The sequence below is a fragment of the Salinarimonas sp. genome, assembly GCF_046292825.1.
GTDB lineage: Bacteria > Pseudomonadota > Alphaproteobacteria > Rhizobiales > Beijerinckiaceae > Salinarimonas.
Genome location: NZ_JBKBQG010000055.1, coordinates 1 through 24674 on the forward strand (window position 1 = coordinate 1; position 24674 = coordinate 24674).

The following is a 24674-nucleotide window of genomic DNA, read 5'->3' on the forward strand; positions in this document are numbered from 1 at the left end:
CGTCCGTCCGAGCGTCCCGTGCTCGCCGATACGGCGCCCGAGCCCGGCCCCGGCGAGCGCGCGCCGCGCGACGTTCCGGCCGTGCCGCCCTCCGCCGCGGCGCTCGGGCTCGGCGGATTGGCGCTCGGCGCCGCCCTGCCCGAGGCCGGCGGCGCCGCCGGGGCGTCCTCTCGTCGGGAGCCGCCGCGCGAGGAACCGGCCAGCGAGGAGCCGAGCCGAGAGGAGTCGACCCGAGAGGAGCCGAGCCCCCTCCTCCCGCTCACGCTCCCGGAGGAGCCCCCGCCGCCGCTCCCGGAGCGGGCGACAGCGGAGGAGCTCGCCAGCGAGGCGCACGCCGAGGAGCAGCCCCCCGCCGACGAGCTCCCCTTGGAAATGCCTCCCGTCGAGATCCCTCCCGCCGAGGAGCCCGCCGTCGACGAGCCCGTCGACGAGCCCGTCGCCGAGCCCGCGCGCTGGCCCGACGAGACGGAGCCCCGCGAGGAGCCGCCCATCGCCGCGCTCGCGCAGACCGACGACGAAGCCGAGCGCTTGGAGGCCGCCCCCGCCGACCGCGCCGAAGCCGCGCTCGAGCCGCCGCCCGAGGAGCCCCTGCTTGCGTCCGCCGAAGCGGCTCCCGAGGCGCCTTCGCCCGAAGAGCCCCCGCCCGAGGAGCCGCTCTCGGAAGAACCCGTGATCGTCGGCACCTATTCCTCCGGCGCCAACACCTACACGATGTATTCAGACGGCTCGATCGAGGCGGACACGCCCGACGGCAAGCTCTGGTTCGCCTCCCTCGACGAGCTGAAGGGCTACATCGCGAGCGCCGGCGAGGACCCGAGCGGAGCGAGCGTCAGCGAGCGGCCGTGAGGGTGCCGCCTGCGCCGCGCAGGTCCTTGTAATAGAAGGTCGTGTCGCAGACGGAGCCGTCCGGGTTCAGCGCGTAGCGCGGCACCATGCCGACCCTGCGCCATCCGGCGCGCTCGTAGAGCCGCGCGGCCTCGGGCGTGCCCGTGTCGAGGACGAGGAGGTCGCGACCCGCCGCCAGCGCGGCCGCCTCCGCCGCCGCCATCAACGCCGCGCCGATGCCCGCCCGGCGATAGCGGCGCGCGACGAGCATCTTGAACAGGTCCCCGCGATGGGGCTGGTTGTCCTGCGGCGCGAAGCCGACCTGCACCGTGCCCATCGGCGTCCCGTCCGGCGCCTCCGCGACGAGGAGCACGCGCTCGCCCCGCGCCACCGCCGCGCCCGCCTCCTCGAAGAAGCGTCGCGCGGCCTCGCGCGACGTCCCGGCCATGAAGCCGATCGAGGCGCCTCCCGCGATGCAGTCGAGGAGGATGGCGCCGAGCGCCTCCGCGCGCGCCGCGACCTCCTCGCCGCTCAGCGACCGCACCCGATGATCCCCCTCCATCGCCCCCTCCCGATCAGATCCCGCGCTCGACCACGAGCGCCACCAGATGACGCGAGGGCTCCGCCCCCGGATTGTGGAACATCGTCGGGCGATCGAGCCGCATGGCGATGCAGTCCCCCGCCTCGAGCCGATGCGTCTCCTCGCCGATGCCGAGGACGAGCGTGCCCGCGAGCACCACGACCTGTTGATGCACGGGCGCGCTGCGGAAGGCCGCATCGTAGGCGACGCGGGTGCCGGCCGGCAGTTCGACCTCCACGAGCTCGATCGGCGAGGGAAAGCCCCGCGGCGACAGGTTGCGGCGCAGATATCCCGTCTGCGGGTCGCGCCAGGCGGCCTGTTCGGACCGCCGCGACACCGGCTCCCCGTCCGCGCGCGCCTCCTCGGCGAAGAGCGCCGCGAGCGTGGTGCCGAGCCCGGCCGCGAGCCTGTCGAGCACCGCCGCGGTCGGGCTCGCCTCCCCGCGCTCGACGAGCGAGATCATCGACCGGCTCACCCCCGCCCGGCCCGCGAGCGCATCGAGACTGAGCCCCTGCGCGCTGCGCAGCGCCTTGATGCGGGTGCCGAGGCGGGTGTCGATGTCGGATGCGTTTTCCATGATAGTGGAGGATATCGTCCGGTATCCTGGAGTCAAGCGGCAAGCGAAAACATCCCTCCCCGGAGGGGAGGGATTCCGCGCGCCCATCCCTCCCCGGAGGGGAGGGTGGACTTTCGAGCGGAGCGAGAAAGGCCGGGTGGGGCCCGGGCGGAGAGGGTCCTCCAACCCTCGTGCCCCACCCGACCCCTTCGCTGCGCTCAGGGGCCACCCTCCCCTAAGGGGAGGGATTCCGCGCGCCCATCCCTCCCCGGAGGGGAGGGTGGACTTTCGAGCAAAGCGAGAAAGGCCGGGTGGGGCCCGGATGGAGAGCGTCCTCCAAGCGACGTGCCCCACCCGACCCCTTCGCTGCGCTCAGGGGCCACCCTCTCCTACGGGGAGGGATGCGCGCCTCACTTGATCAGCGCGAGCACGTCCTTGAATTCCGGGATGTCGGAGCGACCCATCCATTCGAAGGCGACCATCTCCGCGCTCACCCAATGGCAGCCGGCGTGGAGGAGGCGGGCGGTGGCGGGGTTGAGATCGCGCGCGGCGCGGCTCGCCACCGCGTCGGAGGCGACGAAGACCGTAAAACCACGCTCGCGCAGGCCGAGCGCCGTCTGAAGAACGCAGACATGCGCCTCCGTCCCGCACAGGATCACCTGATCGCGCCCCTCGCGGCGCAGATCCTCCAGAACGGCGGCGATGGCGGGCTCGCCGAGCGCGCCGAAGGCCCTCTTCTCGAACACCCGCGCAGCGTCCGGCAGGGCCTCGCCGATCGCCGCGACGGTGTGCCCGATGCCCTGCGGATATTGCTCGGTCACGAGGATCGGCACGCCGAGCCGGCGGGCGACGGCGACGAGGAACGCGCCGCGGGCGAGCGCCCCCTCCCCGTCCGGGATCGCGGGCAGGAGCCGCTCCTGGAAGTCGACGACGAGGAGGAGCCCCCGCTCGCGGCGCATCAGCACGGCGCGCGCCTCAGGCGGTCGCGCGGATGAGGCGGCGCAGCTTCTCGACGATCTCGTCGATCTCGTTCTCGGAGATGATCAGCGGCGGGGTAAGCGCGATGGTCTCGCCGGTGATGCGGATCATCAGCCCCTCGTCGTGGAAGCCCTTGTCCATCGCCTCGAAGGCGCGCTGGCCGAAGGCGCCGGGACGCGAGGCGAGGTCGATGCCCGCCACGAGGCCGAGCGTGCGGATGTCGAGCACCCCCGGCTCGTCCTTCAGCGAATGGATCGCGTCCGCCCAGACCGGCTCCATCGCCCGCGCGCGCTCGAACAGCTTCTCCTCGCGATAGACGTCGAGCGTCGCGATCGCCGCCGCGCAGGCGAGCGGATGGCCGGAATAGGTGTAGCCGTGGAAGAGCTCGATGACGTGCTCGGGGCCCTTCATGAAGGCGTCGTAGACGTGCTTTCTCGCGATCACGCCGCCCATCGGCACCGTGCCCGAATTCACGGCCTTGGCGAAGGTGATCATGTCGGGGATCACGCCGTAGCGCTCGGCGGCGAAGGCGAAGCCGAGGCGGCCGAAGCCGGAGATCACCTCGTCGAAGATCAAGAGGATGCCGTGCTTGTCGCAGATCTCGCGCAGGCGCTTCAGATAGCCCTTCGGCGGCGGCAGCACGCCCGTCGAGCCCGCCATCGGCTCGACGACGACGGCGGCGATGGTCGAGGGGTCGTGGAGCGTCACGATCCGCTCGAGCTCGTCGGCGAGATGCGCGCCCCATTCGGGCTCGCCCTTGGTGAAGGCCTGGTGCTCGCGCGAATAGGTGGCCGGCAGGTGGTCGACGCCGGCGAGCAGCGAGCCGAAGAACTTGCGATTGTTGACGATGCCGCCGACCGAGATGCCGCCGAAGCCCACCCCGTGATAGCCGCGCTCGCGCCCGATCAGCCGCGTCTTCTGGCCCTGGCCGGACACGTTCCAATAGGCGAGCGCGATCTTCAGCGCCGTGTCGATCGCCTCCGAGCCCGAATTGCAGAAGAAGACGTGTTCGAGATCGCCCGGCGCGAGCTGGGCGATGCGGGCGGCCGCGGCGAAGCCCTGCGGATGGCCGAACTGGAAGGCGGGGGCGAAGTCGAGATCCTGCGCCTGCGCCTGGATCGCCGAGACGATCTCGTCGCGATTGTGGCCGGCATTGCAGCACCACAGGCCCGCGACGCCGTCGATCACCGCGCGGCCGTCGGGCGTGTAGTAGTGCATGCCCTTGGCGCGCGAGATCAGCCGCGGACGCGCCTTGAAGGCCCGGTTGGCCGTGAACGGCAGCCACCAGGAATCGAGGTCGTTGGGCGTGTGTGCATCGCTCACAACCCGCAGATTCGTCGCGCTCGCCATCGGGATCCTCGTTCGGTTCGCTCGTGTGGTCTTCCGGGCGATGCTAGCAGGGGAAGGGACGCACGCCAAAGGCCATTCGCGCGAAGACCCGGCTTGGCATCCCCGCCGCGTCGATCCGCTCACGCCGCCGAGCGCACCGCGAGCCGCTCCGCACGGCGCTCCGGCCCGGCATAGTTCGGATCCTCCTCCTTGCGCCGGTCGAGCGGACCGCGCCGCAGCGCCACCAAGAACGCGCGGACTTCCTCGCCGAGCCGCCCGCCCTGAGACTGGACCTCGCCGGCCGCGCCGAGCACCGCGCTCGCCGTCGCCCGCGCCTCGTGGACGCTGTCGCTGACCCCGTGGATGTTGGCGGTGACCTCGCGGGTGCCCGCCGAGGCCTGCTCGACGTTGCGGGCGATCTCGCTCGTCGCCGCCGTCTGCGATTCGATGGCGCCCGCGATCTGCGCGCTCGCCTCGTCGATCTGACCGATCAGCCCGCCGATCTCGTCGATCGCGGACACCGCCGCCGCGGTCGCGCTCTGCAGGGCCTCGACCTGGGCGGCGATCTCGTCGGTCGCCTTCGCCGTCTGCCCGGCGAGCGTCTTCACCTCGGAGGCGACGACGGCGAAGCCCTTGCCGGCCTCGCCTGCGCGGGCCGCCTCGATGGTGGCGTTCAGCGCGAGCAGGTTCGTCTGCTGGGCGATCGCGTTGATGAGCTCGACCACCTTGCCGATCCGCTCGGCCGCGTCGGAGAGCCCGCGCATCGCCGCCTGCGTCTGGTCGGCGCGCGCCACGGCCTGTTTCGCGCGCTCGGCCGAGCGCTGCGCCTCGGCGACCACCTCCTGCGCGGAGGCCGAGAGCTGGGTCGCCGCCGACGCGACGCTCTCGACGCTGATCGCCATCTCCTCGGAGGTGGCGGCGACCGCGCTGGCGCGCGCGTTCGTCGTCGCCGCCCCGCTCTCGAGATTGCGCGCGAGGTCGCCCATCGCGCTCGAGGATTGGGCGAGCGTCGTCACGATCCCGTCGATCGCCGCCTCGAAATCGGCGGTCGAGGCGTTGAAGGCCGCGACGCGGTGCTCGATCACCTCCGTCGCCTCGTTGATGATCGAGGCGGCGTTCGCCAGCGAGCCGCCGAGGCCGTCGGGCAGGATGCGGCGGAAATACTTGTTGTGGCGGACCGCGTCCATCGCGGCCGCGGCCTCGCGCACGAAGGCGTCGATGCGGTCGGTCGTGTCGTTGACCTGGTGCATCAGCGCGCCGAGCCCGCCGCGCTCGCGGATGCCGATCAGCCGCGCCTCGAAATCGCCGCGCCCGATGCGGGCGATCACCGCGCGCGAGTGCTCGATCGCACGCGCGGCGCGGCGCAGGCAGAGCCCCGCCACGACCGCGCTCGCGAGGCTCGCGCCGCCGAGCCCCAGCGCGACGCCCGTGCCGAGCGTCGGCCCCGCGAGCGCCGCCCCGAGCCCGAGGACGCCGGCGGCGCCGATCGCGAGACCCGCCTCAGACAGAGAAGACGAACCGATCATAGCTCTCACCCTTGGCGGCGACGATGGCGGACAGGCGCGAGAAGGAGGCGGCGAGCCCCTCCTTGGCGTTCGAATGGGCGGCCTCGATGCCGGAGAGCTCCGCATAGAGCGGCTCGATCGCGGCGAGCGCGGCGCGCTTCGGCACGCGGCGGTTCGAGTGGAAGCCGCAGACGCGGCGCTGCGCGTCGAAGGAGGGCGTGACGTGCGCGAAGACCCAATAATGGTCCCCCGCCTTGGTCATGTTCTTGACGTAGGCGAAGATCTCCTCGCCCTTCAGGATCGCGTCCCACAGGAGCTTGAACACGGCGCGCGGCATGTCCGGATGCCGGATCATCGCGTGCGGCTGGCCGATGACCTCCGCTTCCGTATAGCCGGATATCGTGCAGAAGGTCCGGTTCGCGTAGGATATTCTTCCCTTGAGATCGGTCTTGGAAACGATGAGATCGTCGGGATCGAAGAAGACCTCCCGGCGGGTCGGGGCAATTGCGTATCGCATCGCGGGGCGCTCACGACTTGTCTGGAATTCGCGGGCTCAGCTATGGCGCCGCGTCTGCTAAGAACTGCTGAAGATGCGCGCCGTCCGGATTCGTGCGGATGGGCGCGCGCGCCCTCCTGCCGCTCGCGCGTCGGACGCGGCTTTGACTTGCGCGCCCCGCCACGCCCACACTGACGGACGGGCCCGCGGCGGGCGGCTCCGGTTTCGCATCGGGAGGCTTTGGCGGGGATGGAGTGGATGTATGCGCCGATCCTGATCGGGAGCGCGCTCGTCATCGCGACCATCGTCACGAGCCTCCTCGCCTTCCGCTTCGGCGCGCCGCTCCTCCTGATCTTCCTCGGCGTCGGCCTCGCAGCCGGCGAGAGCGGGCTGGGCATCCAATTCCAGGATGCGGAAGCCGCCTATTTCCTCGGCAGCCTCGCGCTTGCGGTGATCCTGTTCGATTCGGGGTTCGGCACCTCCTTCCGCGCCTTCCGGCGCTCGGCCGCGCCGGCGATCGTGCTTGCGACGCTCGGCGTCGTGCTGACGACCGCGCTCGTGGGTCTGCCCGCCCACTTCCTGTTCGGCCTGCCGCTCGCCGAGGCGATGCTGATCGGCGCGATCGTGTCCTCGACCGACGCCGCCGCCGTGTTCTTCCTCCTGCGCGTCGGCGGCATCCGCATCCGCGAGGGCGTCCGCTCGACGCTCGAGGTGGAATCCGGCTCGAACGACCCGATGGCGATCTTCCTGACCATCGTCCTCGTGGAGATCGTCGCGAGCGGGAGCGGCGACGGCGCCGTGCACGATCTCCTCGTCGGCTTCGTCCGACAGATGGGCGTCGGCCTCGGGGCGGGCCTCGTCGGCGGCTCCGCGATCGTGTGGCTCGCCAATCGTCTGCGCTTCGAGGGCGCGCTCAACTCGATCGCGATCCTCGCCTTCGCGCTCCTCGTCTTCTCGATCACGGGGCTCGTCGGCGGCTCGGGCTTCCTCGCGGCCTACGTCGCGGGCCTCGTCGCCGGCAACCGGCCGATGCCGGGGGCGGTGCCCCTGCGGCGCTTCCAGGAGGGGATCACCTGGCTCGCGCAGATCGCGATGTTCCTTATGCTCGGCCTCCTCGCGAGCCCCTCGCAATTCCCCGCGATCGCGCTGCCGGCGATCGCGCTCGCGCTCTTCCTCGCCTTCGTCGGGCGCCCGCTCGCCGTGTGGCTCTGCCTCCTGCCGTTCCGCTATTCGCGGGCGGACACGCTCTTCATCGGCTGGGTGGGCCTGCGCGGGGCGGTGTCGATCCTGCTCGGCATCATCCCGATCCTCGCCGCCGTGCCCAACGGCGCGCTCTATTTCAACACGGCCTTCATCATCGTCCTCACCTCGCTCCTTCTCCAGGGCTGGACGATCCGCCCGCTCGCGCGCTGGCTCGGCGTGCTGGTGCCGCGCCGCATCGGCCCGGTGGAGCGGGTCGAGCTCGAATTGCCGGGATCGGAGCATCACGAACTCGTCGTCTACCACGTCGTGGCGGGCAGCCCCGTCCTCGCCGGCGAGCGGCTGCCGCGCTGGGCGCGGCCCTCACTCGTCATCCGCGACGGGCAGTCGATGCGCTACCAATACGCGGGCCATCTGCAGGAGGGCGACTACGTCTACATGTTCATCGCCCCGCGTTACGCGCGCCTGCTCGACCGCCTCTTCGCGGGCTCCGCGCCCGTCGATCCGGACGATCACGACTTCTTCGGCGAGTTCGCGCTCGATCCCGCGGCGACGCTCGCCCAGGTGATCGAGACCTACGACGTGACGCCCCCGCGCGGCGTCGATCCGGCGATCCCGCTCCGCGATTTCGTGGTCAAGCGGCTCGGCGGCTCGGTCGAGGTCGGCGACCGCGTCGCCTGCGGCGAGGTCGACATCATCGTGCGCGCGGTCGATCTCTCGGGCGGCGTCGGCGAACTCGGCCTCGCGCTCGACCGCGCGACCGAGGAGACCTCGCGCCTCGCGGCCCTGCTCGATCGGCTCCGGGCGACGATCCGCCGAAGGCGTGGCTCAGGCACGGCCGGGCGCCCCCGGTCCTCGTCGCGACCGCGGCCCTGAAGCGGGATCGGCGCCCTGCGGCGGGTCACCGAACCGCGTCGTCCGCACGCCCGCACCCCGCCTTCGGGCTTCGCCTGAATTCCTCCCGAGGGGGACGGGCGGGAGCGCCGGTGCCCGACCGGATCACCTCTGCCGAAACCGTCCACCCTCCCCTCGATCGACGACGCGCATCCGCGCGAGACGAGCTGACATGTCAGAAAGACGGCAGATGCACGTCAGCTGGGCAGGGGGCGCCTGCGCGAGCGGCATGCAATCGCATACGGATTGGTCGCCCCGTCGGACCTGCCACGGCGCCGATCGCGGCTCCCTTACGGAAAGCACATGAGAAACGCGGGGGAAAGCCAGGTCCGCTCCCGTCGTCCACGGCTCGGCCGGAGGCACCGCGCGACTTGGCATCGCTCCTGCAAAGCAGGCCCTCGAGCATCGACATGCGGAGGACCTGACCATGCAACGTCGCGAATTCCTCACGAAGTCCATCGCCGGCGCCGCGCTCGCCGGCACGGCCGCCGTCGCGGCACCGAGCGTCGCGCGCGCCCAGGAGCGCTTCGCCTTCAAGATGACGAACGCCTACGGCCCCAATTCCCCCTTCTACACCGTGGGCCCGGGCAGTCCGACGGCGATGATCGAGGCGATCGCCGAGATGTCGGGCGGGCGGCTCACCTTCCAGCATTTCGCCGCGGGCGAGCTCGTCCCGGCCTTCGAGGGCTTCGACGCGGTGGTCGCCGGCGTGGTCGAGGCGAACGCGGCCAATTCCTATTTCTGGTCCGGCAAGACCTTCGCGGCGCAGTACTTCACCACCGTGCCCTTCGGCATGAGCTTCATGGGTCACATGGCCTGGCTCTACCACGGCGGCGGGCTCGAGCTCTGGCAGGAGGTCTACGAGAGCTTCGGCCTCGTCGCCTTCCCGATCAACAATACCGGCGTCCAGATGACGGGCTGGTTCCGCGAGCCGATCGAGGACGTCTCGCAGTTCCAGGGCCTGCGCATGCGCATTCCGGGGCTCGCCGCGCGGGTCTACGGCGAGCTCGGCGTCGACGCGCGCGTCCTGCCCGGCGGCGAGATCTTTCCGGCGCTGGAGCGCGGCGTCATCGACGCGGCCGAATTCGTCGGCCCCTACCAGGACCGGCGGCTCGGCCTCCACAACGCGGCGAAGTTCTACCACACGACCGGCTGGCACGAGCCCGCGACGACGGGCGAACTCGTGATCGCCAAGGCCGCCTGGGACCGGCTGCCCTCCGATCTCCAGGCGATGGTGCGCGCCGCCGCCAAGGCGACGACGCTCGACAGCGTCGCCTGGTCGGAGGCCGTGAACGGCGCGGCGCTGACCGATCTCATCGAGAACCACGGCGTCACCGCCACCGTTCTGCCGCAACCCGTCGTCGAGCGTCTGCGCGAGGCGACGATGGACGTGCTCGAGACCGAGGCCGCGCGCGCCCCGATGGTCCGCAAGGTGCACGACAGCTACATGGCGTTCAAGGCCGATCACGACCGTTGGGCGGGCATCAGCGAAGGCCCCTGGCACAAGACGATCCTCGGCGTCTGAGGGCCGCCCGCGTGGCTCTCCTCCGCCGTCTCGTCGACATCCTGGAGGCGGTCGTCGACCTGTTCGGCCGCCTCGCCGCCTGGACCTGCGTCGCGCTCGTCCTGCTCGTCGCGGGCAGCGTGCTCGCGCGCTACTTCTTCCGCACCGGCGCGATGTGGCTGCAGGAGCTCGAATGGCACCTGATCTCGCCGATCGCGCTGTTCGGCATGTCCTACGCGCTCCTGCAGGGCGAGCAGGTGCGGGTCGACGTCCTGTTCGAGCGCTTTCCCGCGCTCGTGCGCCGCATCATCGAGATTGTGACGGGGCTCCTCCTCGTGATCTTCGCCGTCTGGATGGTGCGGCTGTCGATCCCCTTCGTGATGCAGTCCTTCCGCATCGGCGAGGGCTCGCCCAATCCCGGCGGGCTGCCGGCGCGCTTCGTGCTGAAGGGGCTCGTGCCGCTCGGCTTCGTGCTGCTCGCCATGCAGGGCCTCGCGCATGCATTGCGCCACGCCTTCCTCGGCCCAAGGAGTCCGTGAGCCCATGACCGGCAACGAGATGCTCGCGCTCGGCATGATCGGCGCGTTTTTCGGCCTGCTGATGATCGGCATTCCCGTCGGGATCGCGATCGCGAGCTCGGCGCTCGTCTTCGGCTATCTCGGCTTCGGGCCGCTCCTCTTCAACCTCGTCCCGGCGCGGATCTACGGCGTCGTGACGAACTACACGCTGATGGCGATTCCGCTCTTCGTGTTCATGGGAGTGATGCTGGAGAAATCGCGCCTCGCGGAGGAATTGCTCGACGTGATCGGGCATCTCTTCGGGCGCATCAGCGGCGGCATGGGGGTGGCGATCATTCTGGTGGGCGTGCTGCTCGGCGCGGCGACCGGCATCGTCGGCGCCACCATCGTGACGCTCGGCCTCCTGACGCTGCCCGCGCTCCTGCGGCGCGGATACCACAAGGGGCTCGCGACGGGCGCGATCTGCGCGTCCGGCACGCTCGGCCAGATCATCCCGCCCTCCCTCGTCCTCATCCTCCTCGCCGACATCCTGGGCGAGAGCGTCGGCACGATGTTCGCCGCCGCGATGATCCCCGGCCTCGTGCTCGCCGCGATCTACGTGATCGCGATCCTCGTCTTCGCCGCGATCCGCCCCGATCTCGCCCCGCCGATCCCGGCGGACGAGCGCGCCGCGCTCTCCCGGGGGGCGCTCGCGCGCAAGGTCGTCGTCTCGGTCGCGCCGCCGATCGGCCTCGTGATCGCGGTGCTCGGCTCGATCGTCGGGGGGGTCGCGGCGCCGACGGAGGCCGCCTCGATGGGAGCGCTCGGCGCGCTCGCGATGGCGCTTCTCACGGGCAAGCTCTCGGTCCGCCTCCTCGGCGAGGTCGCGCGCGGGACGCTCCTCATCTCCGCGATGGTGTTCTTCATCCTCATCTGCGCGCAGGTCTTCGGCCTCGCCTTCCGCGGGCTCGGCGGCGAGCACATGGTGGCGCGCGTGTTCGAGCTCGTGCCGGGGGGCACCACGGGGGCGCTCGTCTTCCTCCTCGCGCTCGTCTTCGTGCTGGGCTTCTTCCTCGAGTGGATCGAGATCACCTACATCGCCCTGCCGCTCTTCCTGCCCTTCTTCATCGCGGCGCAGGTGGACATGGTCTGGCTCGGGATCCTGATCTGCCTCAACCTGCAGACGTCCTTCCTCACCCCGCCTTTCGGCTGGGCCTTGTTCTTCCTGAAGGGGGTCGCGCCGCCCGGCGTGACGACGGGGGACATCTATCGCGGCGTCATCCCCTTCATCGGCCTCCAGCTCCTCGCGCTCGCGATCCTCTTCGCGATCCCGGACCTCGCGACCTGGCTGCCGCGCGCGATCGGGTGGTAGGCGCTCTAGCTCTGGTCGTACATTCACGAATCCTAAAGTGGTGCCGAGGTAGCTTGCTCGCGTCGAGATCGCTCGGCCGCGGACCCTTCGGACGCCGCCGCGCGGTCACCCGAGAGAGGAGCGCGTGTCGTGTCCAAGGCTTTTCGTACCGCCGCGTCGAGCGTGGCGATCCTCGTCGCGCTCTGCGGCACACCGGCGGCCGGGGAGTGCCCGGACGGGCTCTTCGCCGCGAGCCGCGTGGTGGAAAACGGCGGCGTCGGCGTCCATGTCGAGATCCTGAAGCCGAGCCCCGACGGCAAGCAGCTCAATGCGGGCGCACGGATCGTCAACCTGACCGAGGGCCCGATCTACGTCGCCATGGTCGGCCCCGAGCCTGCCGCCCTGGACAATGCGGGTTCCGCCTACACGCTCGGCGGGGTGCTGGGCGTCGCGACGTGCAACTCGCTCGCGGTGAACCGCATCGAATGGTGCCTGACGAACGTGAACGGGTATCTGCCTGCCGCGAGCTTCCTCTTCCTGCAGCCGGGCGCGTCGGCGAACGTCCAGATGTCCTTCCTCGCACCCGACGTGACCCGGTCGAGCGCCGCCAGGCTCTCGCTGAGCCTCGCCGTCGGCTACGGCGAGCGTCCGACGAACGAGCGCTCGCGCTCCCTCGAGAACGTCGCGATCGCCTTTCCCATGACCGACTTCGACGATTGAGCGACGACCGCTCAAACGTCCCGCGCGGCCGTCACCAGGAAGTCGCGCACGTAATCGGCGAAGCTGCGCCAGCATTCCACCTCGAAATGCCCCTCCCCCCGGCGCAGCAGCACGATCTCGGCCTTGCCGAGGACGGTGCGCGTCGCGGTCGCCTCGGGGAAGGCGGCGGGGGCGAGGTCGAGGGGGCAGCCCGCGGCGAGCGCCGCGTGCGCGCATGCGCCCTCGACCGAAAAGCCCACATTGCGATGAGACACGTCGACGAGGGCGTGGAACGTGTCGCCGAGCGCCGCCGCGATCGCGCGGGCCGCGGCGGAGGCGTCCTCGCCCTCCTCTCGCAGGAGCCATTCGTCCGGGCCGAGCCGCATCAGCGCGCGGGCGCCGGTTTGCGCGAAGGAATTCGTCGCCATCCCGAGGAGCGATGCTGCGAGCGTGCCGTCCTCCGGCGGCGCGTTCCCCGGCCGCAGGCGCAGCGAGAGGCGGATCTGCGGCGCGAGCGGGCGGATCGCGAGCGCGCGCGCCCCCTCCCCCACCAGGACCGGCGCCGGCGCGATCGCGGGCGTGCGGTGGACGTGCGGGCGCAGCGCCTGAGCCCGCGACGACTGCGCCGTCGCCTTCGACACGATGTCATGCATGGACGCGCTCTCCGCTGCGATCGTAGAAGACCGGCTCGACGATACGGGCGCTCGCGAAACCGCGCGCGAGCGTGACGAAGACGCGCTCGCCGACGCGCTCGCGCCCGCCCGCGACGAGGGCGAGCGCGATCGAGCGGCCGCAGGTCTCGCTGCGATAGCTCGAGGTGACGTGGCCGATCATCGGCACCGGCACGGGCGCTCCCGGGTCGACGACGATCTGCGCGCCTTCGTCGAGGACGATGTCCGGATCCTCCGTGAAGATCCCGACGAGCTGCTTGCGCCCCGGCGCGACGAGATCGGGGCGTGCGAGCGAACGCTTGCCGACGAAGTCGCTCTTGGCTCGTCCCACCATGCCGGAAAGCCCGACATCGTCGGGCGTCACGGTGCCGTCGGTCTCCTGGCCGACGATGACGAAGCCCTTCTCGGCACGCAGCACGTGCATCGTCTGCGTGCCGTAGGGGGTGATGCCGTGCGGACGCCCGGCCTCGTGGACCGCCTCCCAGATCGCGCGGGCATAATCCGCCGGCACGTTGATCTCGTAGCCGAGCTCGCCGGTGAACGACACCCGGAAGAGCCGCGTCCTCACGCCGAGGATGTGGCCCTCGCGCACCGACATGTGCGGGAAGGCGTCGGGCGCGATGTCGATGTCGTCGAGGAGCGGCGCGAGCACCGCGCGCGCCTTCGGCCCCTGCAGCGCGATCACCGCCCATTGCTCGGAGACGGAGGTGAGGAACACGCGCAGGTCCGGCCACTCGGTCTGGAGATAGTCCTCCATATGGGCGAGCACGCGCGCGGCGCCACCGGTCGTCGTGGTGACGTGGAAGCGATCCTCGGCGAGGCGCGCGACGACGCCGTCGTCCATGACGAAGCCGTCCTCCTTGCACATCACGCCGTAGCGGCATTTGCCGGGCGCGAGCTTCGACCAGGCATTGACGTAGATCCGGTTCATGAACTCGGCCGCGTCCGGCCCCACGACCTCAATCTTGCCGAGCGTCGAGGCGTCGAACAGGCCGACGTCCTTGCGCACCGCGCGGCATTCGCGCGCGACCGCCGCCTCCATGTCCTCGCCGGGCTTCGGAAAATACAGCGCCCGGCGCCACAGCCCGACCGGCTCGAACACCGCGCCGCGGCCTTCCGCCCAATCGTGGATCGGGGTGCGGCGGACGGGGTCGAACAGGTCGCCGCGATTGGGGCCGACGAGCGCGCCGAAACTCACGGGCGTGTAGGGCGGGCGGAAGGTGGTGGTGCCGATCGCCGGGACGGGCACGTCGCGCATCTGCGCGACGAGGCCGAGCGCATTCATGTTCGACGTCTTGCCCTGGTCCGTCGCCATGCCGGTCGTCGTGTAGCGCTTGACGTGCTCGATCGCGGTGAAGCCCTCGCGGACCGCGAGCGCCAGATCCTTCTGCGTGACGTCGTTCTGGAAATCGACGAAAGCGCGCTTGCCCTGCGCCTCGGCATCACGCGGCAGAGCGCGGACGGGCGAAAAACCGGTGCGTGTCTCGCTCGCCGCGAAGGCGCGCGGCTCGGGCGCGAGCCCGGCGGCCTCGAGCCCCGCCGCCCAGCCGCCGGCGAGGCAGGATTCGAGGTCGAAATCGCCCCGCGCCGCGCCCGCCGAGCGCTCCGCCTGCACGCTCGCGCCCGGCACGAAGAGGTCGCGCGCCTCGTCGTAGGCGAGCTTGCCGCGCGATTGCGAGAAGAGGTGGACGGCGGGCGTCCAGCCGCCGGACATGCCCACGCAATCGCAGGGTATGCGGCGGCGATGGCCGACGCTGCCGTCCGCCCGCAGCGGCGCGACGACGAGCCCGCTCACCCGCCGCCGTCCCGTCGTCCCGACGATCGTGTGCCCGCTCGCCACCTCGATGCCGACGGCGCGCGCGTCCTGGGCATCGCGCCAGCACGCGGCCTCCGCGCGCATGTCGACCACGACCACCTCGAGCCCCGCCGATCGCAGATCGTGCGCGACGCTATAGGCGGAGGCGCTCGAAGTCGCGATCGCGATCCGCCGCCCCGGCGCGACCGCGTAGCGGTTGACGAGGACGCGCAACGTCTCGGCGAGCATGATTCCCGGCCGGTCGTTGTCGGGGAAGACGAGCGGGCGCTCGTGGGCGCCCGTCGCGAGCACCACTTCCTCGGCGCGCACCTGCCAGAGCCGCTCGCGCGGCAGATCCTTGGCGGGCGCCTCGCGTCCGAGATGATCGGACACACGCTCCACCAGCACGACGTGGTTGTGGTTGTAATAGCCGAAGGCGGTGGTGCGCGGCAGGATGGTGACGTTCTCGTGCGCGTCGAGGGTGGCGAGCGCCTCCGCGAGCCAATCCTGCGCGGGCTTGCCCTCGAGCGTGGCGGAGCGCTCGTGGAGCAGCGCGCCGCCGGGCTCGGATTGCTCGTCGGCGAGGATCACGCGCTTGCCCGAGCGCGCGGCGGCGAGCGCGGCGGCGAGGCCGGCGGGGCCCGCGCCGACGATCAGCACCTCGCAGGTCGCGTGCCGGTTGGCGTAGCGATCCGGATCCGGCCCCTCCGGCGCCCGGCCCAGGCCCGCGGCCGCGCGGATCACGGGCTCGTAGACGCGGTCCCAGAAGGCGCGCGGCCACATGAAGGTCTTGTAGTAGAAGCCAGCGGCGAAGATAGGCGCGAGACGATCGTTGATCGCGCCGAGATCGAAGGCGAGCGAGGGATAGCGGTTCTGCGAGGCGACGACGAGCCCCTCCGTCGCCGCGACCAGGCTCGCGCGGTTGTTCGGATCGCGCCGCCCGGGGCCGCGCTCTACCTCGAGGAGCGCGTTCGGCTCGTCCGATCCGTGCGACAGGAGCCCGCGCGGGCGGTGGTACTTGAACGAGCGGCCCATCAGGTGGACGCCGTTGGCGAGGAGCAGGCTCGCGACGCTGTCGCCGGCATAGCCGCGATAGGTCTCGCCGTCGAAGCGGATCGCCACGGGGCGCGTCCGGTCGATGCGTCCGCCGCTCGGCAGGCGGAAGGCTTGCCCGCTCATCGTGTCCCCTCCCCCTGGAGCGTCGCGAGATCGGGCATCGGCGCGCCCGCCGGATAGGTCGCGAGGATGCGATCCGAATGCGTGTCGCGGATCGCGTTGAACCAGCGCCCGCAGCCATGCGCATGCAACCACCGCTCGGCATACGCGCCCTTGGGATTGTCGCGATGGAACAGGAACGCCGCCCATTGCGCATCGTCGAGCGTCGCCGGATCCGCCGGCCGCGCGACATGCGCCTGCCCGCCATACCGAAACTCGATTTCGGGCCGCTTCCCGCAACAGGGGCAGGTGATCATGAGCATGGCGAACCCCTTCTCCTTCCCGGCAGGCTGCGAGCGTCGACCCGAGCGCCCCCCCCTCTCCTTCCCCTCAGGGGAAGGAGAGATCCCGGCGCTTTGCGACGCGGCTTGCTCCGCACGACGATAGCGCCGGCGTCGCGATCCATTCGTGCGCTCGTCACCATGTCGAGCCTCGGCAGACCACTCCTCGCGCAACGAGAAGTCCCAAGCTTCGCCTCTTGGGAGAGCTCGCGAGCGTCGACCCGGGCGCCACCCCCTCTCCCTCCCCTCAGGGGAAGGTGGCCCGGCGGCGCAGCCGACGGGTCGGATGGGGTCATTCGCCGCGCAAGCGGCGAAGGGGCGTCGTGAAAGAGCGCCTTACGTACGGAGAAGCCCAACGCCCCTTCGCTCCTTCGGAGCGAAAGACCCCATCCGTCTCCGACCCCTGTTCGGGGTCGGAGCCACCTTCCCCTGAGGGGAAGGAGAGATCGCTGCGACGGGTGAGGCGGCCGGATCCACGAGGCGAAGGCCAAAGTGTTGCAATCCATTCGTGCGTTCGCCACTATGTCGAAAACCGACAAGAGGAGCAGGCCGTGCCTCACCCTCGCCGACCCGCTGCCAAGGTGCCGATCGAAGTCGCGAGAGCCCTTCGGAAGCGGATGACGCCGCACGAGGCAAGGCTCTGGGTTCGCCTGCGCGAGATCAGAAAAGCCGGCTACCATTTTCGTCGGCAGGTACCGATCGCGAGCTTCGTCGTCGATTTCGCCTGTCTCCGCGCGCGCCTGGTCGTCGAGGTCGACGGCGCGCAGCATGGCTGCGATCCGGTGTCGGTCGGCGACACTGCGCCAGACGCGCATCTCCGCGCCCTCGGATTTCACATCCTGCGCTTTCAGAACCGCGAGGTCGCGTTCGAGATGGCCATGGTGATGGACACGATCCATGCGCGACTGGAGGCGCATCACCGGCCGCGATGACGAACACCGACGCGCAGTCGTGTGGCCGATTCGCGCCCCCATCGTCGCCCTCCTCAATGCGCCACCGCCGCGGCGGCGGCTTCGTCGATGAGGCGGCCGGTGCGGAAGCGGTCGAGGGTGAAGGGGGCGTTGATCGGGTGGGGCTCGCCGGTGGCGAGCGTGTGGGCGAAGACGTGGCCCGAGCCCGGCGTCGCCTTGAAGCCGCCGGTGCCCCAGCCGCAATTCACGTAGAGATTGGGCACGGGCGTCTTGCCGATGATCGGCGAGCGGTCCGGCGTCACGTCGACGATGCCGCCCCAATTGCGCAGCATCCGCATGCGCGAGAATTGCGGGAAGATCTCGCAGATCGCGTCGAGCGTATGGGTCGTGATCTGCAGCCCGCCCTGCTGCGAATAGGACACGTATTGGTCGGTCCCCGCCCCGATCACGAGCTCGCCCTTGTCCGATTGCGAGATGTAGGCGTGGACCGCGTTCGACATCACGACGCAGGGGAAGACCGGCTTCACCGGCTCCGAGACGAGCGCCTGGAGCGGAAAGCTCTGCAAGGGCATCCGCACGCCCGCGCGCTCCATGATGACGCTCGTGTGCCCCGCCGCGACGACGCCGACGCGACCGGCGAGGATCGGTCCGCGCGTCGTCTCGACGCCGAAGACCTCGCCCGAGGGGCGGCGCATGAAGCCCGTCACCTCGCAATTCTGGATGATGTCCACGCCGAGCGCGTCGGCCGCGCGCGCATAGCCCCAGGCGACCGCGTCGTGACGCGCGGTGCCGCCGCGGCGCTGGAGGGCGGCGCCGAGCACGGGATAGCGGGCGCGCGGGTCGATCGAGAGCGGCGGGCAGAAGGCCTTCGCCTCCTCCGGCGACAGCCATTCGTTGTCGATGCCGTTGAGTCGGTTCGCATAGACGTGGCGCTTGAACACCTGCACGTCGTGGATGTTGTGCGCGAGCATCATCACCCCGCGCTGGGAGAACATCACGTTGTAGTTCAGCTCCTGCGAGAGCCCCTCCCAGAGCTTCATCGCGTGCTCGTAGAGGTGCGCGCTCTCGTCGTAGAGGTAGTTCGAGCGGATGATCGTCGTGTTGCGGCCCGTATTGCCGCCGCCGATCCAGCCCTTCTCGAGCACCGCGACGTTCGAGATTCCGTGGACCTTGGCGAGGTAATAGGCGGTGGCGAGCCCGTGCCCGCCGCCGCCCACCACGATGACGTCGTAGAACGCCTTCGGCTCGGGCGCGCGCCATTGGCGCGGCCAGTCTTCGTGCCCGCGCGTCGCGGAGGCGAGGAGGCTCGCGAGGGAGAAGCGTCTCATGGCGAAGGTCCGTTCACGTCGCGCGCGGCCGATTCCTCACGCCCGCAGGCGGACGTTCTGCGGATCGAAGGGCGATTCGTCCAGAACGACCGCGCGCAGGGTCTTGCCGAGGACGACGATGTCGAGCTGCGTGCCCGGCTCGGCCGCCTCCGGCGCGACCATCGCGAGCGCGAGGGATTTGCCGACGCGCCAACCATAACCGCCCGACGTCGCGCGGCCAACGAGCTTCCCGCCGGAATAGAGCGGCTCGTTGCCGCGTGCGTCGGCATCCACGACGTCGTGGACCTCGAGCGTCACGAACCGGTTGGCGAGCCCGCGCTCGCGCCAGGCGATGAGCCCCTCGCGGCCGAGGAAATCGCCCTTGTCGAGGGCCACGAAACGGTCGAGCCCGCTCTCGAGCGCGCAATACTCGATCGAGAGCTCGCGCGGGATCACGCGATAGGATTTCTCGAGGCGCATCGACTCCATGGCGCGCATGCCGTAGGGCGCGATGCCGTAGGGGCGGCCGGCCTCCATCAGGATGTCGAAGACGGTGTTCTGCATCTCGATCGGGTGGTGCAGCTCGTAGCCGAGCTCGCCGACGAAATTCACCCGCAAGACCCGCGTCGTCGCGTGCCCGACGTCGATCGTCCGCCCGGACAGCCAGGGCAGCGCCGCGCTCGACACGTCCGCGCTCGTTACCGCCTCGAGCACCGCACGCGCATGCGGGCCGACGAGTGCGAGCACGCCGATCTGCGTCGTCACCCGCGCAATGTCGACCGAGCCGTCGCGCGGGCGCAGCTTCGTCAGCCAATCGAGATCGTGCCGCTCGGCCGAGCCCATGCCGACGAGGTAGAAGCGCTCGGGCCCCTCGCGCAGGACCGTGAACTCGGCGCGCACGCCGCCCCGCGCGCTCAGCATGTGGGCGAGGACGATGCGGCCCACCTTGCGCGGCATGCGGTTGGCGAGGATGCGCTCGAGGAAGGCCTCCGCGCCCGGGCCGGTCACCTCGTATTTGGCGAAGGCCGAGAGGTCCTGCAGCCCCACCGCCTCGTGGACGTGGCGCACTTCGCGACCGACAGGCTCGAAATAGTTCGAGCGGCGGAAGCTCCAGCGCTCGCGCGGGCGCTCGCCCGGCGCCACGGGTGGGTGGTTCTCGCGCAGGAGCGTGTCGGGCTTGGCGAGGTCCGCCTCGTCGAGCCCGTAGCCCGGGGGCGCGAACCAGTTCGGCCGCTCCCAGCCGTAGGACGCGCCGAACACCGCGCCGAGCGCCGCCATCCGCTCGTAGCAGGGCGAGCGGCGCAAGGGTCGCGCGGCGGCGCGCTCCTCGTCCGGATAATGCACGGTGAAGACGTTGGCATAGGCCTCCTCGGCCTTCGCCTTCAGATAGCCGCGCGTGGCGTGGGGGCCGAAGCGGCGCGGATCGACGCCGACCATGTCGATCGTCGGCTCGCCCTCGACGATCCATTCCGCGAGCTGCCAGCCCGCCCCGCCCGCGGCCGTGATGCCGAAGGAATGGCCCTCGTTGAGCCAGAAATTCGGGAGGTCCCAGGCCGGCCCGACGATCGGGCTGCCGTCCGGCGTGTAGGCGATGGCGCCGTTGTAGACCTTCTTCACGCCGACCTCGCCGAAGGCCGGCACCCGCGCGATCGCCGCCTCGATATGCGGCGCGAGCCGCTCGAGATCCTCCTGGAAGAGCTCGTATTCCGATTGCGCGTCCGGCCCGTCGAGATAGCAGGCCGGCGCGCCCGTCTCGTAGGGCCCGAGGATGAAGCCGCCGGCCTCCTCGCGCAGGTACCAGGACGAATCCGCCTCGCGCAGCACGCCCATCTCCGGCTCCCCGGCGCGCCGCCGCGCGAGGAGCGCCGGATGCGGCTCGGTGACGATGTATTGGTGCTCGACCGGCAGAACGGGGATGTCGAGCCCTACCATCGCCCCCGTGCGCCGCGCGAAGGAGCCCGTCGCGCTCACCACGTGCTCGCAGGCGATGTCGCCCGCATCCGTGCGCACGAGCCAATGCCCGTCCGCGCGCTCGATCGCGACGACGGCCGTGTGGCGATGGATCTCCGCGCCCAGCGCCCGCGCGCCGATGGCGAGCGCCTGGGTGAGGTCGGCGGGCTGGATGTAGCCGTCGTCCGGATGGCGGATGCCGCCGATGACGCCGTCCATGCGCGCGAGCGGCCACAGAGCGGCGATCTCGTCGGGGGTGAGCACCTCGACGCGCACGCCGATCGTGTCGGCGATGCCCTTGTAGTGCAGGAACTCGTCCCAGCGGTCGGCCGTGCGCGCGAGGCGGATGTTCGAGACCTTTCGGAAGCCGACGTCCTGCCCGGTCAGCGCCTCGAGCGCGCCGTAGAGCGCGACGGAATATTTGTGCAGCTGCCCGACGGAATAGCTCAGATTGAACAGAGGCAGCAGCCCCGCGGCGTGCCAGGTCGAGCCCGAGGTCAGCTCCTTGCGCTCGAGGAGGACGACGTCCGACCAGCCCTTCTTCGCGAGATGGTAGAGCGTCGAGACGCCGACGACGCCGCCGCCGATCACCACGACCCGTGCCCGACTGCGCATGAGAGCCTCCCCGCGTCGACAGAGGCGGGAATGCTCGCGCGCGTCCGGCATGCGATCTTGCGTGCGAGCGACACGCAATGTCGCGGTTGCGCCATGCCCCCCTCAGGACGGAGCGGCGCCGCCTCGCGCGCGAAACCGCTTCACCGCGACGGGGACGAGCGCGAGCACCGCGAGGCCGACGAGCGCGGTCGCCACCTGCGGCGTCAGCACGCCCGAAAGCGAGATCTCCCCGCCCTGCGCCAGCACGGATCCGAAGCCCGCGCCCACGCTCGCAAAGACGAAGGTGCCCGGCACGATGCCGATCGCGGTCGCGGCGACGTAGGTGCGCGTGCGCACGCCCAGAAAAGCGGGCGCGAGATTGATCACGAAGAAGGGGAAGGCCGGGACGAGCCGGAGGAAGAGGAGATAGTTGAACGCGTCCTTGCGAAAGCCCTCCGCCATCCGCGCGAGCGCCCCGCCCGCCTTCTCGCGCAGCACGTCGCCGAGCGCGGTGCGGGCGATGAGGAAGATCGCGGTCGCGCCGATCGTCGCGCCGGTGACGGCGAACACGGTGCCGAAGGCCGTGCCGAACAGGAAGCCGCCGGTGACCGTCATCATCGCGCCCCCCGGCAGCGAGGCCGCGACGACGACGACGTAGAGGAGGACGTAGGCCCCCGCGGCGAGGAGGAAATTGTCGGCGACGAAGCGCGACAGGCGCTCGTGCTCCCGCGCGAGCGTGTCGAGGCTCAGATGCTCGTGGAGCCCGGCGGCATAGGCGCCGCCGACGACGAGAGCGAGGATCGCGAGCGGCGCGAGGCGGCGCGCGAGCGGTCGCTTCGCGGCGGGCGTCGCGGCGCGTTCCGGCCCATCGTCGGTCTCTCGGTCGTCCTGCATCGCGCCCCTGTCCCTTCGTGTCCTGCGACGGCTTGTAGCAGCCCTCGTGGCGATCCGCGCTCACGATCCCGCGCGTGGGCCCCCGACGAAGGCGGCGATCGCCGGGTGGCGATCCGCTTGCAGAACCGCGCGCGGCGTCCCGTGGGCGACGACGTGCCCGTCCGCGACGAAGGCGAGGGCGTCGGCCACGTCCACGATGTCGTCGGGCGTGTGGATGGTGATGACGATCGTCAGCCCGTGCGCGCGGCGCAGCGCGTCGACGAGGCCGATCATCTCCCGCCGCAGGCCGGGATCGAGCGCGCCGAAGGGCTCGTCGAGGAGGAGGAGGGGCTTGTGCGAGACGAGCGCGCGGGCGAGCGCGACGCGCTGGCGCTGGCCGCCGGAGAGCGCCTGCGGGCGCTTGTCGGCATGGGAGGCGAGATCGACGGACGCGAGCGCCTCCGCCACCCGCGCGCGCCCGACCGCGTCGAGCCGCAGCGCGGGCGAGACGCCGAGCGCGACGTTCTCGAATGCGGTGAGATGGGGAAAGAGATTGTGATCCTGGAACACCATGGCGACCGGGCGTTTGGCCGGCGGCAGCGCCAGGAGCGAGGCGCCGTCGAAGGAGAGCGCGCCCGAGGCCGGCGTCTCGAAGCCGGCGATCATCGAGAGCAACGTCGTCTTGCCCCCGCCCGAGGGGCCGACGACCGCCGCCATCGCGCCGCGTGCGACCGTGAGATCGTAGCGGGCTGAAAAGCCCGGATAGGTGAGCGTGCAGGCGTCGACGACGAGCATCAGCGGGACAGCCGGAGCGAGAGCCAGGCGAGCGCGGCCGCGCCCGCGACGAGGAGGAGGCCGATCGCGCCCGCTTCGTCGAGACGATAGGCGCCGAGCCGCTCGTAGACGAGGAAGGGAAGCGTGCGCAACTGCCCGCCGCCGAAGAGCGCGACGATGCCGAAATCGCCGAGCGAGAGCGCCGCCGCCATGGCGAAGGCGCCGGCGAGGGGCCGCTTCAGGCTCGGCCAATCGACGATCCGCAGCCGCGCCCGCCCGCTCATGCCGAGCATCGCCGCGAGCCGCCCGTAGCGCTCGCCGGTCGTGGCGAGCGCCGGTGCGACGAGGCGATAGGCGAAGGGCAGCGCACCGAGCGCGTTGACGAGGGGGAGCAGGATCAGACCCGCCTCGAAGGGCGCGACGCGCCCGCGCAGGAGGAGGAACAGCCCCGCCGTCAGCGCGAAAGGCGGGATCGCGAGAACGAGCGTCGGTGCGAGATCGAAGGCGAGCGCGGTCCCGCCCCGCGCCCGCGCCCGCCGCGCGCCCGCCCCGAGCGCAAGCGCCATCGCGCAGGCGAGGCTCGCGGAGGCGAGCGCGATCGCGAGGCTCGTCGCTGCGGCACGCGCGAGATCGGCATCGAGGACGCGCGGCAGATGGGCAGCGGCCGCGAGCGTGCTCGCGAGGATCGGCAGGAAGAGGAGCGCGGCGATACCCATCACGAGGCAATCGAGCGCCAGCAGGCGGCGATCGGCGGCGTCCGGGCGCCGCTCGGGCAGGCGGGTCGTCGCGCCGACGGGCGCGCGGCGCACGGTCCGATGCAGGACGAGCGCGAGGACGAGGCAGATCGCGAGCTGGATTGCGGCGAGAAACGCGGCGCGGCCGAAATCGAGCTCGAGCCGCAGCGCCTGGAAGATCGCGACCTCGAGCGTCGCCCGCCCGGGGCCGCCGCCCAGCGTCAGCACGATCGCGAAGCTCGTGAAGCACAGGAGGAAAACGAGCCCGGCGAGGCCCGGGATCTCGTTCTTCAGGATCGGCCAGTCGAGATGGCGGAAGGTGGCGGCAGGCCCGAAGCCGAGGATGCCGGCGAGCCGCCAATGCTCGGCGGGCGCGCGCGCGAGCGCCTCGAGGAAGACCCGCGTCGCGAGCGCCGCGTTGAGAAAGACGTGCGCGACGAGGATGCCCGGCCAGCCGAAGATCCGCGGCGGCGGCGGCAGCCCGAGGAGCGCGAGGAGATCGGCGAGATGGCCCGCGCGGCCGAAGACTGCGACCACCGCGAAGACGACGACGATCGAGGGCATCACGACCGCCGCGCCCACGAGCGCCAGCACGAGCGATCGGCCCGGGAAGTGCCGTCGCGCCAGCGCCAGCGCGAGCGCGGCGCCGAGGGCGAGCGAGAGGATCGTCGAGAGGCCCGCCTGCGCCACCGAAAAGGCGATGACGCGCCGCAGATAAGGCCCGAGCGTCAGATCCGGCGCCGCCGCCCCCGCCGCCGCGACGAGCGCCCCGAACGCGACCGCCCCCAGCGCGAGGAGACCCGCGAGGACGATCGGTCCCGGATGCAGGAGCGCGCGCGCGGCGCCGATCATGTTCTCGTCCTTCCTCATCCCTCCCCGGAGGGGAGGGTGGCCCCCGGAGCGAAGCGACGGGGGTCGGGTGGGGCCCGTCGCGCGGAGATCGTCCGACAAGCCTCGTGCCCCACCCGGACGCTGTCGCTCCGCTCGAGCGTCCACGCTCCCCTACGGGCTACGGAGTGCACACATCGTGTTTCCCGCATGCCGTCGACGCGAACAGGACGCTCCCTCTCCTTCCCCTCAGGGGAAGGTGGCTCCGACCCCGAACAGGGGTCGGAGACGGATGGGGTCATTCGACCCGAAGGGTCGAAGGGGCGT

General features: G+C 71.2%; 21 protein-coding genes. 7 read left to right on the plus strand and 14 right to left on the minus strand.

Annotated elements, in window-relative coordinates; translation table 11 throughout:
- Positions 1 to 846, plus strand: an 846-nt coding sequence (locus ACK4UM_RS18635) for a hypothetical protein (RefSeq protein WP_409802339.1), incomplete at its 5' end; no start/stop codon positions are given.
- Here the strand turns inward: ACK4UM_RS18635 and ACK4UM_RS18640 are convergent.
- The 6 genes from ACK4UM_RS18640 to ACK4UM_RS18665 form a co-directional block, all read right to left on the minus strand.
- Positions 830 to 1387 carry an N-acetyltransferase family protein gene (locus tag ACK4UM_RS18640; RefSeq protein WP_409802340.1) on the minus strand — a complete coding sequence of 186 codons (558 nt, stop codon included), beginning with the start codon at positions 1385 to 1387 and terminating at the stop codon, positions 830 to 832. The two genes, ACK4UM_RS18635 and ACK4UM_RS18640, sit on opposite strands and share 17 nt — an antisense overlap.
- Positions 1388 to 1400: 13 nt before the next feature.
- The gene (locus ACK4UM_RS18645) at positions 1401 to 1982 is read right to left on the minus strand and encodes a helix-turn-helix domain-containing protein (RefSeq protein ID WP_409802341.1); all 582 of its coding nucleotides are present in this window, start codon (positions 1980 to 1982) and stop codon (positions 1401 to 1403) included.
- 389 nt (positions 1983 to 2371) lie between these two features.
- Positions 2372 to 2920, minus strand: a complete 549-nt coding sequence (locus ACK4UM_RS18650) for an isochorismatase family protein (RefSeq protein WP_409802359.1) — start codon at positions 2918 to 2920, stop codon at positions 2372 to 2374.
- Between the two features lie 16 nt (positions 2921 to 2936).
- Positions 2937 to 4289: an aspartate aminotransferase family protein gene (locus ACK4UM_RS18655; protein WP_409802342.1), complete on the minus strand. Its 1353-nt coding sequence runs from the start codon at positions 4287 to 4289 to the stop codon at positions 2937 to 2939.
- 119 nt (positions 4290 to 4408) lie between these two features.
- Positions 4409 to 5794 (minus strand): methyl-accepting chemotaxis protein, encoded by a 1386-nt coding sequence (locus tag ACK4UM_RS18660; RefSeq protein WP_409802343.1) that lies wholly within the window; start codon positions 5792 to 5794, stop codon positions 4409 to 4411.
- Positions 5769 to 6290: a PAS domain-containing protein gene (locus ACK4UM_RS18665; protein ID WP_409802344.1), complete on the minus strand. Its 522-nt coding sequence runs from the start codon at positions 6288 to 6290 to the stop codon at positions 5769 to 5771. Before ACK4UM_RS18665 ends, ACK4UM_RS18660 begins: the two co-directional genes overlap by 26 nt.
- 228 nt (positions 6291 to 6518) lie before the next feature.
- On the opposite strand from ACK4UM_RS18665, the gene ACK4UM_RS18670 reads away from it, so the two are divergent.
- From ACK4UM_RS18670 to ACK4UM_RS18690, 5 genes are all read left to right on the plus strand, one after another.
- The gene (locus ACK4UM_RS18670; RefSeq protein ID WP_409802345.1) at positions 6519 to 8345 is read left to right on the plus strand and encodes a potassium/proton antiporter; all 1827 of its coding nucleotides are present in this window, start codon (positions 6519 to 6521) and stop codon (positions 8343 to 8345) included.
- A gap of 445 nt (positions 8346 to 8790) precedes the next feature.
- Positions 8791 to 9888, plus strand: coding sequence for a TRAP transporter substrate-binding protein (locus ACK4UM_RS18675; RefSeq protein ID WP_409802346.1), 1098 nt, complete (start codon positions 8791 to 8793; stop codon positions 9886 to 9888).
- A gap of 11 nt (positions 9889 to 9899) precedes the next feature.
- On the plus strand, positions 9900 to 10406 hold the full coding sequence (locus tag ACK4UM_RS18680; RefSeq protein WP_409802347.1) for a TRAP transporter small permease subunit: 507 nt from the start codon (positions 9900 to 9902) through the stop codon (positions 10404 to 10406).
- A 4-nt stretch (positions 10407 to 10410) separates the two neighbouring features.
- A complete protein-coding gene (locus ACK4UM_RS18685) occupies positions 10411 to 11736 on the plus strand; it encodes a TRAP transporter large permease subunit (protein WP_409802348.1) in 1326 nt (441 codons plus the stop codon).
- A gap of 129 nt (positions 11737 to 11865) precedes the next feature.
- A complete protein-coding gene (locus tag ACK4UM_RS18690; RefSeq protein ID WP_409802349.1) occupies positions 11866 to 12435 on the plus strand; it encodes a hypothetical protein in 570 nt (189 codons plus the stop codon).
- Between the two features lie 11 nt (positions 12436 to 12446).
- Here ACK4UM_RS18690 and ACK4UM_RS18695 read toward each other — a convergent pair whose 3' ends face one another.
- The 3 genes from ACK4UM_RS18695 to ACK4UM_RS18705 are packed head-to-tail and all read right to left on the minus strand — an operon-like array spanning position 12447 to position 16358.
- Positions 12447 to 13067 carry a sarcosine oxidase subunit gamma gene (locus tag ACK4UM_RS18695; protein WP_409802350.1) on the minus strand — a complete coding sequence of 207 codons (621 nt, stop codon included), beginning with the start codon at positions 13065 to 13067 and terminating at the stop codon, positions 12447 to 12449.
- Positions 13060 to 16059, minus strand: a complete 3000-nt coding sequence (locus ACK4UM_RS18700) for a sarcosine oxidase subunit alpha family protein (RefSeq protein ID WP_409802351.1) — start codon at positions 16057 to 16059, stop codon at positions 13060 to 13062. The genes ACK4UM_RS18695 and ACK4UM_RS18700 overlap by 8 nt, the downstream gene beginning before the upstream one ends.
- A complete protein-coding gene (locus tag ACK4UM_RS18705) occupies positions 16056 to 16358 on the minus strand; it encodes a sarcosine oxidase subunit delta (RefSeq protein WP_409802352.1) in 303 nt (100 codons plus the stop codon). The genes ACK4UM_RS18700 and ACK4UM_RS18705 overlap by 4 nt, the downstream gene beginning before the upstream one ends.
- Before the next feature lie 599 nt (positions 16359 to 16957).
- On the opposite strand from ACK4UM_RS18705, the gene ACK4UM_RS18710 reads away from it, so the two are divergent.
- On the plus strand, positions 16958 to 17308 hold the full coding sequence (locus tag ACK4UM_RS18710; protein ID WP_409802353.1) for an endonuclease domain-containing protein: 351 nt from the start codon (positions 16958 to 16960) through the stop codon (positions 17306 to 17308).
- Positions 17309 to 17361: 53 nt separating this feature from the next.
- On the opposite strand, the gene ACK4UM_RS18715 is transcribed toward ACK4UM_RS18710, so the two are convergent.
- The 5 genes from ACK4UM_RS18715 to ACK4UM_RS18735 form a co-directional block, all read right to left on the minus strand.
- Positions 17362 to 18615 (minus strand): sarcosine oxidase subunit beta family protein, encoded by a 1254-nt coding sequence (locus ACK4UM_RS18715; protein WP_409802354.1) that lies wholly within the window; start codon positions 18613 to 18615, stop codon positions 17362 to 17364.
- 36 nt (positions 18616 to 18651) lie between these two features.
- Positions 18652 to 21159, minus strand: coding sequence for an FAD-dependent oxidoreductase (locus ACK4UM_RS18720; RefSeq protein ID WP_409802355.1), 2508 nt, complete (start codon positions 21157 to 21159; stop codon positions 18652 to 18654).
- A gap of 102 nt (positions 21160 to 21261) precedes the next feature.
- Positions 21262 to 22032 (minus strand): TVP38/TMEM64 family protein, encoded by a 771-nt coding sequence (locus ACK4UM_RS18725; RefSeq protein ID WP_409802356.1) that lies wholly within the window; start codon positions 22030 to 22032, stop codon positions 21262 to 21264.
- A gap of 60 nt (positions 22033 to 22092) precedes the next feature.
- Positions 22093 to 22806 (minus strand): ATP-binding cassette domain-containing protein, encoded by a 714-nt coding sequence (locus ACK4UM_RS18730; protein WP_409802357.1) that lies wholly within the window; start codon positions 22804 to 22806, stop codon positions 22093 to 22095.
- A complete protein-coding gene (locus tag ACK4UM_RS18735) occupies positions 22806 to 24389 on the minus strand; it encodes an ABC transporter permease subunit (protein WP_409802358.1) in 1584 nt (527 codons plus the stop codon). The genes ACK4UM_RS18730 and ACK4UM_RS18735 overlap by 1 nt, the downstream gene beginning before the upstream one ends.
- Between the last annotated feature and the right edge of the window lie 285 nt (positions 24390 to 24674).

Coding starts and splice junctions, on each gene's coding strand:
- ACK4UM_RS18735 (WP_409802358.1), bottom strand. CDS start 24,389: ATGAGGAAGGACGAGAACATGATCGGCGCCGCGCGCGCGCTCCTGCAT.
- ACK4UM_RS18640 (WP_409802340.1), bottom strand. CDS start 1,387: ATGGAGGGGGATCATCGGGTGCGGTCGCTGAGCGGCGAGGAGGTCGCG.
- ACK4UM_RS18645 (WP_409802341.1), bottom strand. CDS start 1,982: ATGGAAAACGCATCCGACATCGACACCCGCCTCGGCACCCGCATCAAG.
- ACK4UM_RS18700 (WP_409802351.1), bottom strand. CDS start 16,059: ATGAGCGGGCAAGCCTTCCGCCTGCCGAGCGGCGGACGCATCGACCGG.
- ACK4UM_RS18725 (WP_409802356.1), bottom strand. CDS start 22,032: ATGCAGGACGACCGAGAGACCGACGATGGGCCGGAACGCGCCGCGACG.
- ACK4UM_RS18665 (WP_409802344.1), bottom strand. CDS start 6,290: ATGCGATACGCAATTGCCCCGACCCGCCGGGAGGTCTTCTTCGATCCC.
- ACK4UM_RS18650 (WP_409802359.1), bottom strand. CDS start 2,920: ATGCGCCGCGAGCGGGGGCTCCTCCTCGTCGTCGACTTCCAGGAGCGG.
- ACK4UM_RS18675 (WP_409802346.1), top strand. CDS start 8,791: ATGCAACGTCGCGAATTCCTCACGAAGTCCATCGCCGGCGCCGCGCTC.
- ACK4UM_RS18730 (WP_409802357.1), bottom strand. CDS start 22,806: ATGCTCGTCGTCGACGCCTGCACGCTCACCTATCCGGGCTTTTCAGCC.
- ACK4UM_RS18670 (WP_409802345.1), top strand. CDS start 6,519: ATGGAGTGGATGTATGCGCCGATCCTGATCGGGAGCGCGCTCGTCATC.
- ACK4UM_RS18660 (WP_409802343.1), bottom strand. CDS start 5,794: ATGATCGGTTCGTCTTCTCTGTCTGAGGCGGGTCTCGCGATCGGCGCC.
- ACK4UM_RS18685 (WP_409802348.1), top strand. CDS start 10,411: ATGACCGGCAACGAGATGCTCGCGCTCGGCATGATCGGCGCGTTTTTC.
- ACK4UM_RS18705 (WP_409802352.1), bottom strand. CDS start 16,358: ATGCTCATGATCACCTGCCCCTGTTGCGGGAAGCGGCCCGAAATCGAG.
- ACK4UM_RS18695 (WP_409802350.1), bottom strand. CDS start 13,067: ATGCATGACATCGTGTCGAAGGCGACGGCGCAGTCGTCGCGGGCTCAG.
- ACK4UM_RS18655 (WP_409802342.1), bottom strand. CDS start 4,289: ATGGCGAGCGCGACGAATCTGCGGGTTGTGAGCGATGCACACACGCCC.
- ACK4UM_RS18720 (WP_409802355.1), bottom strand. CDS start 21,159: ATGCGCAGTCGGGCACGGGTCGTGGTGATCGGCGGCGGCGTCGTCGGC.
- ACK4UM_RS18715 (WP_409802354.1), bottom strand. CDS start 18,615: ATGAGACGCTTCTCCCTCGCGAGCCTCCTCGCCTCCGCGACGCGCGGG.